The sequence below is a fragment of the Geodermatophilus sp. DF01-2 genome (genome assembly GCF_004571065.1).
Lineage (GTDB): Bacteria > Actinomycetota > Actinomycetes > Mycobacteriales > Geodermatophilaceae > Geodermatophilus.
The window spans coordinates 1-11,790 of the sequence record NZ_SPQN01000008.1; the positions used below are offsets into that span (position 1 = coordinate 1).

Sequence of the window (11,790 nt, forward strand, 5' to 3'; positions counted from 1 at the left end):
CAACCGGGTTTTCTTCACCTGACCGTTGGCCGTGGCCAGGACCAGGTACGGGGCCACCCCGTAGTCCTTGATCTGCATGACCTGGGCGATCTTCTCGTCCGGCTGGAAGGCCAGGATGTTGGCCACGAGCGCCGCCGCGGACGGCCCCACCGCCGCGCCGGCCGCCGGCACGGCTGCCGCCTCCACCGGCGCCCGCCGCAGCCTGGTCGTCGTCAGCGCCTGTCCGACCGGCATCGCGCACACCTACATGGCCGCCGACAAGCTCACCGCCGCCGGGCAAGCGGCGGGCGTCGACGTGCACGTCGAGACCCAGGGCTCCTCCGGCTCGACGCCGCTGGACCCGGCCGTCATCCGCAGCGCGGATGCGGTCATCTTCGCCGTCGACGTCGGCGTCCGGGACCGGGACCGGTTCGCCGGGAAGCCGGTCGTCCAGTCGGGCACCAAGCGGGCGATCAACGAGCCCGACGCCATGGTCCGCGAGGCACTGGCCGCCGCGGAGGACCCGAACGCCCGCCGGGTGTCCGGCGGCGGTGCCACCGAGCCGGCCGCTGCGGCGGGCCGGCCGGGTGCCGGCAGCGAGATCCGCCGCTGGCTGCTCACCGGCGTCAGCTACATGATCCCGTTCGTCGCCGCCGGCGGTCTGCTCATCGCGCTCGGCTTCGCCTTCGCCGGGTACCAGATCGTCAACCCCGACCCGAGCGCCGACGGCCTGAGCTACGCGCAGAACTGGGGCCTGAACAACAGCTTCTTCGACCTGCCCAGCGTCACCGGCGTCGAGGGCCTCAACGACGGCCTGCTCGGCTACCTCGGCGCGCTGTTCACCCTGCTCGGCCAGGCCGCCTTCGGCTTCCTGGTCCCGGCGCTGGCCGGCTACATCGCGTACGCCATCGCCGACCGACCCGGCATCGTGCCCGGCTTCGTCGTGGGCGCCGTCTCGGTGACCATCGGCGCCGGCTTCCTCGGCGGTCTGGTCGGCGGCATCATCGCCGGCTTCGCCGCGCTGTGGATCAGCCGCTGGAAGCTGCCGGCCGGGGTGCGCGGCCTGCAGCCGGTCGTGATCATCCCGCTGCTGGCGACGCTGATCTCCAGCGGTCTCATGGTCCTGGTGCTCGGCCGGCCGCTGGCCGCGGCCCTCACCGGCCTGGGCGACTGGCTGAACAGCCTGACCGGCGCCTCGGCGATCCTGCTCGGGATCATCCTCGGCCTGATGATGTGCTTCGACCTCGGCGGCCCGGTGAACAAGGCGGCCTACGTCTTCGCCACGACCGGCCTCACCGCCAGCCTCGCCGGGGACGGCGGCCAGCAGCAGCTGGTCATCATGGCGACCGTCATGGCCGCCGGAATGGTGCCCCCGCTGGCGATGGCGCTGAGCACGGTGATCCGGCCGAAGCTCTACACCCCGGCCGAACGGGACAACGGCAAGGCCGCCTGGCTGCTGGGCGCCTCCTTCATCTCCGAGGGCGCCATCCCGTTCGCCGCGGTAGACCCGCTGCGGGTGATCCCCTCGATGATGCTGGGCGGCGCGACCACCGGCGCCATCGTCGCCGCCGCGGGCATCGAGCTGCGGGCTCCGCACGGCGGTGTGTTCGTGTTCTTCGCGATCAGCAACTTCCTGCTGTTCCTGCTGGCCATCGTCATCGGCATGGTCGTCGGCGCCCTCGCGGTCACGGTGGCGAAGAACATCGGCCGGCCGAGGACCGAGGCGGTGCCGGAGGACGCCGTCGACATGGCCCACGCACACAACGCCGCCGCCCCGGTCACCCAGCCGGCCCGGGCTTGAGCCGCCAGGCTGTAGACCACCGCCAGATCCCGAAGCGAGGGAGAAACCCATGCCCGCTCAGACCGTCACCGTCGGCTCCCGGGTCGGGCTGCACGCCCGGCCGGCGGCCCTCATCGCCGAGGCCGTCGGCAAGGCCGGCGTACCGGTCACCCTGGCCACGCCGGGGGGCAACCCGGTGGACGCCGGGTCGCCGCTGATGATCATGACGCTCGGCGCGAAGCAGGGGACGGAGATCGTCGTGAGCAGCGACGACCCCGCCGTCCTCGAGCGGATCGCTGGCCTGGTCGCCCAGGATCTCGACGCCGCATGAGCAGGCCCCGCTGCAGGTGAAGGACAGTGGGGTCCTTACCGACGGCGCCCGTCCCCTGCAGAAGGGGGCGGGCGCCGTCCTGACGTACTGGAACGGCGCCCTTGCAGTCGAAGGACCCCGTCCCCCTCACCCCTCACGGGCTCGGGGTGAGGGGGACGGGGCCGGGGGGCGAGGCGTCCTACTGGTCGGGCCGGGAGACGTCGCCGCGCCAGGCGCCGGTCTCGGTGCCGCGGCTCTCGATGAACTCCTTGAATCGCTTGGCGTCGGCCTTGACCTGCCGGTCGTCGAAGCCCAGCGCCGCGCCGGCCTTCTCGGCGAGGCCCTCCGGCTCCCAGTCGATCTGGATCGTCACGCGGGTCTTGTTGTCGTCGAGCCGGTGGAAGGTGACCACCCCGGCGTGCTTGGCCTCGCCGCCGGTGCTGGTCCAGGCCACCCGCTCCTCGGGGTGCTGCTCGGTGATCTCGGCGTCGAACTCGCGCTTCACGCCGTCGATGTTGGTCACCCAGTGGATGTGCGTGTCGTCGAGCTGGGTGATCCGCTCGACCCCACCCATGAACTGCGGGAAGGTCTCGAACTGCGTCCACTGGTCGTAGGCGACCCGGATGGGAACGTCGACGTCGATGGCTTCCTGCACGCTGGCCACGATTGCTCCTCTGCTCGGGTTCGGACGTGGAGTCGCTCTACCCACGCCCTCCGAGGAGGACACCTCCGTTGCCGGGACCTCACCCCAGCGCGGCCGCCACGCTCCCGCGGACCGGGCGGCCCTCGGACAGCAGCAGCATCTGCGCCAGGTGGTAAGCGTCGGGCTGCCCGTCCCACGTCCCCGCCGCGACCGCACCGTCCGGCGTCAGCTCGTGGTGCCAGCTGCCGGTCACCGGGTCGGCGAAGCGGGCCTCCCCGTGCGCGCGCCAGCGGTCGGCCAGGTCGCGGTAGGGCGGCTCGCCGGTGACCGCGGCCAGCGTCTCGGCGGCGGCGACCGCCTCGCACAGCACCCAGTGCATGCGCGCGGCCACCACCGGCCGGTCGTCCCAGTCCAGCGTGTAAGGGAAGCCGTCGCGCCCGTCGGCGGCCCAGCCGCGGGTGGCGGCGGCGTCGAACAGTCCTCGCGCGCCGTCGAGCAGCCAGTCGGAACCGCCTTTCGCGCGCGAAAGGCGGTCCCCGGCGAGGGCGGCGCGCAGGTGCAGGCAGAGGCGGGCCCACTCGAACTGGTGCCCGACGGTGACGCCGTACGGGCGGAACGGGTGGGCCGGCTCGTCGCGGTTGTACTCGGGCAGCGGCTCCCACCGCTCGGTGTAGTGCTCGGGCAGCCGCCAGCCCCGCTCGCGGGCCCAGCCGTGGACGAACCGTCCGGTGGTGCGCAGCGCCCGCGCCCGCAGCCGGGCGGCGCGGGGGTCGCCGTCCCCGAGGGCGTCGGCGGCGGCGAGGGATGCCTCGACGCCGTGCATGTTCGCGTTGGCGCCGCGGTAGTCCGACAGCCGCGTCCAGCCCGCGTCCCACTCTTCGACGGCCAGGCCTGCGGCGTCGTCCCAGAAGCGGGTCTGCCAGACGTCGAGCGCCTCGTCGAGCAGCTCCCGACCGCCGGGCGCGCCGGCGGCCGTGGCCGTGGCCCCGGCCAGGACGACGAAGGCGTGCACGTAGGCCGCCTTCGTGTCGTCCGCGGTCGAGGCGTACCAGCCGCCGTGCTCCGCGTCGTGCAGCGGCCCGCCGGTCAGCGCCTGCACGCCGTGGCGGACCGGTCCGCACCCACCGGTCCGGTCGGTGAGCACCGCCAGCCCGAACACGTGGGTCATGCGGGCGACGATCCAGGTCTCCTGGCCGCGCTCCGGGCGCACCCGGCCGTCGTCGTCCAGGTAGCCGAAGCCGCCCTCGGGGATTCGGGAGCGGGCCGCGAAGTCCAGCAGCCGGTCGAGATCGGTCACGTCACCCCCCTGTGGCGACAGCTCGCCGATCGGGGTCCAGCGTGCGCTTCCCGACTCCGGACGCTACCGGCGTCGGACGTCCTCCGTCGGTCGACGCACGACCAGGGAGAAGCCACCGGACGCGGCAGCGGAGCGATGGCCGGACCCGGGTCATCCCATCTCCTGGTGCGCCTGGCCCGAGGGGTCACCCACCCGCTCCCTCCAGCGAGATCCACCCGTCGCCAGGGAGACGAGGTCCCGACAGTCGATCGTGAGGTGGGTCATCACCGTGCAGGGGCATCCCTGACCGCCCGGTGGAGGCGGTCGGTCCAGGGCGAGCACGGCCAGCAGTGCCGCATCGACGGACCTCATCTCCGAGGCGTTCGGTCGGCCGGCGAACTGCTCACATCCGTGGCTGCAGCCGCCGGCATCGCCGGCGCGGTCACTGTGGCCCGCGACCCCGACTACACCGTCACCGACGCGACCGTCATGACGCAGGTGCTGCTCGTGGCGCTTCCCGTCGTCGCGGCCCTCGGTGTCTCCAGGTGGTGGGCGCTGCGCACAGCGACCGATCAACGACGAGTCGGTCGACACCCGGCACGCCCTGACCTGAACGGGCATGCCGCCCACGATGGGACAGGGCGCCAACACCTCCCTCGAGGACGGCCTCTGCGTGGGCCGGCTCGTCGGGGAGCCGGTCGCCGGAGGCGTCCCGCTGGCCCCCGAGCCGGCCGCCTTCGACCAGGCCCGTCGGCCGCGGTGCCGGCGGATCGCCCGCCGGTCGCTCCTCACCGCCCGTCCCGGCGCCCACGTCGGCGGCGGCCGGCCGCAGACGGTACGCAACGCCGTCCTGCGGCTCGTCCCCCCGGCCCGGCACGGAGGTCCTGCGATGGGTCCCACCGGTACGGCTGCTGACAGGACGCCCCGGCGACCCGGCGCAGGGCGCGCCGCGGCGGGGACGGTCCCGGCGCGGTCCGGCGACAGCGGCTCCGCTCCTCGGCCCGACGGACGTCGGTGAGACGACGGTTCCGTGTCAGCTCGATGACGAAGCCGGTGGCCGTGTCGCGGTGGGCCACCGGCGGGGCAGTCCACACGGATCGAGGGACCCGAGGAGGGGACGACCCATGGGAGGCACCCGAACCCGCCGACCGAGGACGAGGTCCGCCGTCGTGGCGATCGCCGCGACCACGGGACTGCTGCTCACCGGCTGTGGCGAGGAGACGCCGGCAGCGGAGGAGGAGCCGGTCGAGGACGTGCTCGAGGACGTCCGCGAGGACGAGTCCCCCGCGGACGAGCCGGAGATCCCGTTCGAGGAGATCCCCGGCGACGAGCTCGTCGAGCCGGTCTTCGACGGGTTGTACGACGAGGGGTTCCTCGCCGACATCGACGCATACCTGGATCGCGAGGTCGTGCTGTCGGGTGAGGTCGCCGACGTGCTGAGCGAGACGGCCTTCGCGATGACCGCCGCCGGGAACCCGGCCGTCGAGCCGATCGTGGTGGTGACCCCCGACCCCGTCCCCGCGGTCGAGCCCGGGGCTCCCGTCCGGGTCGCCGGCACGCTGGAGGCCGCCTTCCAGATCCTCGCCGTCGAGGAGGAGCAGGGCATCGAGCTCGAGGACCCCCTGTTCGAGGAGTACGCAGGCTCGCCCTTCCTCCTCGCCGACACGGTCGAGGTCACCAGCGGCTAGCAGGGTGGGTCCGCCCGGGCGACCCGCGCGGACCCACCCCGGCTCAGAAGGCCAGCGCCGTTCCGGGGTCGGACAGCAGCGCACCGACGTCGGCGAGGAACCGGCTGCCCAGCTCCCCGTCGATGATCCGGTGGTCGAAGGAGAGCGCCAGCTGGGTCACCTGCCGGGGCTTCACCTTCCCCTTGCGCACCCACGGCATGTCGCGCACGGCGCCGAACGCCAGGATCGCCGATTCGCCGGGGTTGAGGATCGGCGTCCCGGTGTCCACGCCGAAGACCCCGACGTTGGTGATGGTGATCGTGCCGCCGGTCAACCGTTCGGGCGTGGTCCGGCCGGCCCGCGCGGTCTCGGTGAGCTCGGTCAGCGCACCGGCGAGCTCGGCGAGCGAGAGCCGCCCGGCGTCCGGGACGTTCGGGACGACGAGCCCGCGGGGGGTCGCCGCCGCGATGCCGAGGTTGACCTGCCCGTGGACGACGATCTCCTGCGCGGCCTCGTCCCAGGAGCTGTTGACCATCGGATGCCGGCCGACCGCGAGCAGCAGGGCCTTCGCGACGAACAGCAGCGGGCTGACCCTGACCCCGGCGAGCTCCGGCCGGGCGGCCAGCCGGCTGCGCAGCTTCATCATCCGGGTGACGTCGACGGTGAGGAACTCCGTGACGTGCGGCGCGGTGAAGGCACTGGCCACCATGGCCGCGGCGGTGTGCTTGCGCACCCCCTTGACCGGGATCCGCTGCTCCCCGGGCGCGCCGGCCACCGCGGTGAGGGCCGGCCGGGGATCGGGGGTCGAGGCCGTGCCGGCCGCCGCTCCCTGCACGTCGGCACGGGTGATCACCCCGCCGTCCCCGCTGCCGGTGAGCACGGTCAGGTCGACGCCGAGGTCCCGCGCCAGCTTGCGGACCGGCGGCTTGGCCAGCGGGCGCGGACGCCGGCGGCCGGCCTCGGCGGCCCGGGACGACGCCGCGTCCCCCGACACGGCGTGCGCCTCGGCCTGCCGGCCGACCTCCAGGCCACCGTGTCGCACCGGCTTGGCGGTCATGTCCGGCGCGGTGGCCAACAGCGGCGGGCGGTCGGAGCCACCGGAGCCGTAGTCTGCGCCCGCCGAGGGGGCCGGGGCCGTGGGGACGGCGCGGCGCGGGCGGCGGCGGGCCTCGGTGTTCCGCGGGCCGTAGCCGACGAGCACCGCCGTCCGTCCGCCGGGCGCTGCCCCGCCGATCAGCCCGGCCTCGACTTGCTCCGCACCCGCCGCGGCGCCGTCCCCTTCGGGCTCGGGAGCGCCCTGGCCCCCGGTGTCGATGGTGATGATCGGCGTCCCGACGTCGACGGTGTCGCCCGCCTCGTGCAGCAGCGCGGTGACCGTGCCCGCGTACGGCGAGGGCAGCTCGACGGCGGCCTTCGCCGTCTCGACCTCGCAGAGCGGCTGGTTGACCGTGACCGTGTCGCCGACCGCGACCAGCCACTGCAGGATCTCGCCCTCGGTGAGCCCCTCGCCGACGTCGGGGAGCTTGAACTGTCGCAGCATCGCCTCAGAACTCCATCGCGCGGTCGACGGCGTCGAGCACCCGGTCGAGGTCGGGGAGGTACTCCTCCTCGAGCTTCGACGGCGGGTAGGGCGTGTCGTAGCCGCCCACCCGCAGCACCGGGGCCTCGAGCGAGTGGAAGCAGGACTCGGTGACCCGGGCGGCGATCTCCGCGCCGAGCCCGAGGGTCACCGGCGCCTCGTGCACGACGACGCAGCGGCCGGTGCGCCGCACCGACTCCACCACCGGGTCGAGGTCCAGCGGGGAGAGGGTGCGCAGGTCGACCACCTCCACGGAGCGGTCCTCCTCCGCCGCGGCGTCGGCCGCCTGCAGTGCCGTCTTCACCATCGGGCCGTAGGCGAGCACGGTGACGTCGTCCCCACCCCGGATGACGCGCGAGGCCCACAGCGGGTCCGGCGGAGCGTCGAGGTCGACCTCGGCCTTGTCCCAGTACCGCCGCTTGGGCTCGAGGAAGACGATCGGGTCGGGGGAGGCGATCGCCTGCTGGATGCCCCAGTAGGCGTCGACCGGGTTGCTGATCGCGACGACCTTGAGCCCGGGGGTGTGGGCGAAGTAGGCCTCGGGGCTCTCGCTGTGGTGCTCGACCGCGCCGATGCCGCCGCCGAAGGGGATGCGGACGACGATCGGCATCGCCAGCTTGCCGCGGGAGCGGGCGTGGATCTTGGCCACCTGGGTGACGATCTGGTTGTAGGCGGGGAAGACGAACCCGTCGAACTGGATCTCGCAGACCGGCCGGTAGCCGCGCATGGCCAACCCGACGGCGGTGCCGAGGATGCCGGCCTCGGCCAGCGGGGTGTCGACGACGCGGTCCTCGCCGAAGTCCTTCTGCAGGCCGTCGGTGATCCGGAAAACCCCGCCGAGCCGGCCGATGTCCTCCCCCATGAGCACGACCTTGGCGTCGTCCTCCATCGCCTTGCGCAGGCCGAGGTTGAGCGCCTTGCCGATGGTGAGCGTCTGCGCGGTCACTCCGAGCCCCCCTCGAAGCTCGCCTGGTACACCTCGAACTCCGCCTGCTGCGCGGCCAGGTGCGGTGTCTGCTCGGCGTGGACGGCGTCGAACATCGCCGTCCCCGGCGGGTCGGGCATCTCGGTCGTGCCGCTGCGGATCCGCCCCGCCAGCTCGTCGGCCTCGGCCTCGACCGCGGCGAAGAACGCCTGGTCGGCGATGCCGGTGCGCGACAGGTGCGCCTTGAGCCGGGCGATCGGGTCCCGCAGCTTCCACTCCTCCAGCTCGCTGGCCAGCCGGTAGCGGGTGGGGTCGTCGGAGGTGGTGTGCGCGCCCATCCGGTAGGTGAACGCCTCGATGAACGTGGGCCCCTGACCCTCGCGTGCGGCGGCCAGCGCCGCCCTCGTCACGGCGAGGACGGCGAGCACGTCGTTGCCGTCGACGCGGATGCCGGGGAAGCCGAACCCGGCGGCGCGCTGGTAGAGCGGCACCCGGGACTGGCGCTCGAGCGGGACGCTGATCGCGTACTGGTTGTTCTGGCAAAAGAAGACGACCGGCGCGGAGAAGCTGGCCGCCCAGATCAGCGCCTCGTTGACCTCGCCCTGGCTGGTGGCGCCGTCGCCGAGGAAGGCCAGCGCGGCGCTCTCCCCGCCGTCCCGCTGCAGGCCCATGGCGTAGCCGGTGGCGTGCAGGCACTGGGCGCCGATGACGACGGTGTAGAGATTGAACCCGGTCGCGACCGGGTCCCAGCCGCCGTTGTCGACGCCGCGGAAGAGGCTGATGACGTGCAGCGGGTCGACCCCGCGGGTCCAGGCCACGCCGTGCTCCCGGTAGGTGGGGAAGGCCATGTCGCCTGGCTGCAGCGCCCGGCCGGCGCCGACCTGGGCGGCCTCCTGGCCCAGCAGCGAGGCCCAGATGCCGAGCTCGCCCTGGCGCTGCAGTGCGGTGGCCTCGACGTCCCACCGGCGGACCAGCGCCAGGTCGCGGTAGAGGCCGCGCAGTTCCTCGCCGTCGAGGTCGACCGCGTACTCGGGGTGCTCGACCCGCTCCCCCTCGGGGGTCAGCAACTGCACCAGGTCTTGGCGGGGCAGGTGCGGCGCCTCCGCCCCCGGTACCGGGTCGACCACCTCGGTGGTCGCGCTGGACACGGCTGCGCTCACGGGTTCGCTCGCAAGCTCGCGCACTGTGCTCCTCCTCGTCGTCGCACCGCCGCTGCCGGGGTCACCGGCTGGAGCGGGCGGTGTGGACGTCCCGTGGCACCCGGGTGTGGTGCCACTCACACCATCGTGACACGAGCCGGCCGTCCGTGGAACAGGCATCCACTCACCGATCTGCGCAAGATCCGGACGCCGGACTGCGCACGATGACCGCTCCAGGGGGCGGATGCCTGTCAGACTGGGCGGCGTGCCGGTTCTGGACGCCACCGACGCCCGCCTGCTGCAGGCCCTCACCGAGGACCCGCGGGCCACGGTGATGGCGCTGTCGCAGCGGCTCGGGCTCGCCCGCAACACCGTGCAGGCGCGGCTGGCCCGGCTAGAGGGCAGCGGCGCGCTGGCGCCCTTCGACTACCGCGTCCGACCGGAGGCCCTCGGCTACCGGCTCGGCGCGTACGTCACCGTGCAGGTCGTGCAGCGCAGCCTGGCCGACGTCGGCGCGGCGCTCGCGGACATCCCGGAGGTGCTCGAGGTGACCGCGCTCTCCGGCGTCGCCGATCTGCTGGTGCGCGTGGTGGCGGCCGATGCCGACGACCTGTGGCGGATCACCGAACGGGTGCTCGCCATCCCGGGCGTGCAGCGCACCGACACCGCGCTGGCGCTGCGCCGGCTGGTCGACCACCGGATGGGCCCGCTGCTGGAGCGGGCGGCGGGACCGGAGTAGCCGGGCGGGCGGCGGGGCGGGACGCTGTCCTGCGGGCGGCGCGTCGCGACGGGTCTGGTCGCCACCCTGCTGCTCGTGCTGGCGGGGTGGGTACCGGCCCCGGCGGCCTCGGCGTGCAGCTGCGCCGGGGGGACGACGGCGGAGTACGCCACCCGTGCCGACGCTGTCTTCTCCGGCCGGCTGGTCTCCCGGGAGGTGGTCGGCGAGACGGCCCTGCACGTCTTCGTCGTCGAGACGGTCCACGAGGGAGAGGTGGCCGCCCGGCAGGGCGTGGTGCCGGCCGCGTCCGGCGCCACCTGCGGTCTCGAGGTCGCCGGGCAGGGCCCCTTCCTCGTCTTCGCCACGCGCGACGACGACCGGCTGGCGGCCGGCCTGTGCGGCGGGACGGCGACGTGGACCCCCGAGGTCGCGGCGCAGCTGCAGGAGCTGACCGGCGCGACCGCCGCGCCGCGGTCCGGGGCGGCCGGCACCGAGCTCCCCGGCGGACCGTCCGCAGGAGCTCTGGCCGTGGGCGCCGCCGTCCTGCTCGCCGCGGCCGTCGGCGGGGAGCTGCTGCTGCGCCGGCGGCGCCCGCTCCGGTGACCGGCGGATCGCACGGGTACGCCGAGGTCAGGGAGGGGTAGGGGGCGGTTCGCCCGTCCCCACCGCCGAGGAGAACCGTGAGCCCCGCCGACCGAGACCTGCTCGAGGAACTGTTGTCCGCCTACGGCCCGGGAGGCCAGGAGGACGACGTCTGGGAGATCTGCCGGCGGGAGCTGGCCCCGCTCGTGGACGAGCTCTCGGTCGACCCGGCGGGCAACGTCGTCGGCCTGCTGCGCGGCACCGGCGGGGCCGGTGCGCCGGTGGTGCGGATGACGGCGCACATGGACGAGCTGTCGATGATCGTCAAGCGGGTGGAGCCCGACGGCACCCTGCGGCTGTCCCAGCTGGGCACGATGTACCCGGGCAACTTCGGCCTCGGGCCGCTCTGTGTCCTCGGGGACGCCGAGCAGCTCACCGCTGTCCTGCTGCTCGGCTCGGAGCACACCACCCCGGAGACGACACAGGTCTGGCAGACCAAGCCAGGTGCCGGCGACCGGGCCATGTCGTGGCAGGACGTGTACGCCTTCACCGGCCGGACCGCGGAGCAGCTGGATGCGGCCGGCGTGCACCCCGGCACGCGGGTCTGCGTCCACCGCAGCCGCCGCAGCCTGGTGGAGTTCGGCGACTTCGTCGCTGCTACTTCCTCGACGACCGCGCCGCACTCACCGCGCCGCACTCACCGCGCTGGTCTCCGCCGCGCGCCGGCTGCACGAGGAGGGCCGCCGTCCCCCGGCCGACACCTACCTGGTCTGCACGGCCGGCGAGGAGATGGGCGGCATCGGCGCCACGTACGCCAGCCGGACCCTGCCCGGCGAGATCACCCTCGCCCTCGACGTCGGGCCGGTCGAGGCCGAGTACCAGGTGCCGGCCGGCTCCGGACCCGTCGTGGCCTACGCCGACGACGCGGTCGTCTACGGCAAGCCGGTCGCCGACCGCCTCATGGCGCTCGGCCGCGAGCTGGGGCTGGATCCGCGGGCCGCCGTCTGGGAGTCCTACCACTCCGACGCCAGCCGGTCCAAGAGCAGCGGCCAGACGGCGCGGGCCGCGCTGCTGTCGCTGCCCACCCTCTCCACCCACGGCTACGAGGTGCAGCACCGGGAGACCGTGGAGCGCTGCGCCCGGCTGGTCGCCGAGTTCCTGTGCCGGCCGGCGCCGCGCTGAACAGGGTGTA

11 protein-coding genes are annotated in these 11,790 nt (G+C 74.0%); 6 read left to right on the plus strand and 5 right to left on the minus strand.

The window, feature by feature from the left end; all coding sequences use genetic code 11:
- Positions 1-115 precede the first annotated feature (115 nt).
- Both E4P41_RS04295 and E4P41_RS04300 read left to right on the plus strand, forming a co-directional pair.
- Positions 116-1,780, plus strand: coding sequence for a fructose-specific PTS transporter subunit EIIC (locus tag E4P41_RS04295; protein WP_245177097.1), 1,665 nt, complete (start codon positions 116-118; stop codon positions 1,778-1,780).
- A gap of 49 nt (positions 1,781-1,829) precedes the next feature.
- Positions 1,830-2,090, plus strand: a complete 261-nt coding sequence (locus E4P41_RS04300; RefSeq protein WP_135139638.1) for an HPr family phosphocarrier protein — start codon at positions 1,830-1,832, stop codon at positions 2,088-2,090.
- A gap of 178 nt (positions 2,091-2,268) precedes the next feature.
- Here E4P41_RS04300 and E4P41_RS04305 read toward each other — a convergent pair whose 3' ends face one another.
- Together E4P41_RS04305 and E4P41_RS04310 are read right to left on the minus strand one after the other, a co-directional pair.
- Positions 2,269-2,733 (minus strand): SRPBCC family protein, encoded by a 465-nt coding sequence (locus E4P41_RS04305; RefSeq protein ID WP_135139639.1) that lies wholly within the window; start codon positions 2,731-2,733, stop codon positions 2,269-2,271.
- 79 nt (positions 2,734-2,812) lie between these two features.
- The gene (locus E4P41_RS04310) at positions 2,813-4,009 is read right to left on the minus strand and encodes an AGE family epimerase/isomerase (protein WP_135139640.1); all 1,197 of its coding nucleotides are present in this window, start codon (positions 4,007-4,009) and stop codon (positions 2,813-2,815) included.
- Positions 4,010-5,157: 1,148 nt separating this feature from the next.
- Between E4P41_RS04310 and E4P41_RS04315 the strand changes: the two genes are divergently transcribed.
- Entirely contained in the window at positions 5,158-5,676 is a 519-nt protein-coding gene (locus E4P41_RS04315; RefSeq protein WP_135139641.1) for a hypothetical protein, read from the plus strand.
- 43 nt (positions 5,677-5,719) lie between these two features.
- On the opposite strand, the gene E4P41_RS04320 is transcribed toward E4P41_RS04315, so the two are convergent.
- The 3 genes from E4P41_RS04320 to pdhA are packed head-to-tail and all read right to left on the minus strand — an operon-like array spanning position 5,720 to position 9,319.
- Positions 5,720-7,195, minus strand: a complete 1,476-nt coding sequence (locus E4P41_RS04320) for a dihydrolipoamide acetyltransferase family protein (protein WP_135139642.1) — start codon at positions 7,193-7,195, stop codon at positions 5,720-5,722.
- A 4-nt stretch (positions 7,196-7,199) separates the two neighbouring features.
- A complete protein-coding gene (locus E4P41_RS04325; RefSeq protein WP_135139643.1) occupies positions 7,200-8,180 on the minus strand; it encodes an alpha-ketoacid dehydrogenase subunit beta in 981 nt (326 codons plus the stop codon).
- A complete protein-coding gene (gene pdhA / locus E4P41_RS04330; RefSeq protein ID WP_245177098.1) occupies positions 8,177-9,319 on the minus strand; it encodes a pyruvate dehydrogenase (acetyl-transferring) E1 component subunit alpha in 1,143 nt (380 codons plus the stop codon). The genes E4P41_RS04325 and pdhA overlap by 4 nt, the downstream gene beginning before the upstream one ends.
- Positions 9,320-9,563: 244 nt before the next feature.
- On the opposite strand from pdhA, the gene E4P41_RS04335 reads away from it, so the two are divergent.
- The 3 genes from E4P41_RS04335 to E4P41_RS22585 all read left to right on the plus strand — a co-directional run bounded on the left by E4P41_RS04335 (position 9,564) and on the right by E4P41_RS22585 (position 11,780).
- Positions 9,564-10,037 (plus strand): Lrp/AsnC family transcriptional regulator, encoded by a 474-nt coding sequence (locus E4P41_RS04335; protein WP_209307540.1) that lies wholly within the window; start codon positions 9,564-9,566, stop codon positions 10,035-10,037.
- A gap of 75 nt (positions 10,038-10,112) precedes the next feature.
- Positions 10,113-10,619 carry a hypothetical protein gene (locus E4P41_RS04340; RefSeq protein ID WP_135139645.1) on the plus strand — a complete coding sequence of 169 codons (507 nt, stop codon included), beginning with the start codon at positions 10,113-10,115 and terminating at the stop codon, positions 10,617-10,619.
- A gap of 552 nt (positions 10,620-11,171) precedes the next feature.
- Positions 11,172-11,780, plus strand: coding sequence for a hypothetical protein (locus E4P41_RS22585; RefSeq protein WP_209307541.1), 609 nt, complete (start codon positions 11,172-11,174; stop codon positions 11,778-11,780).
- Positions 11,781-11,790 lie beyond the last annotated feature (10 nt).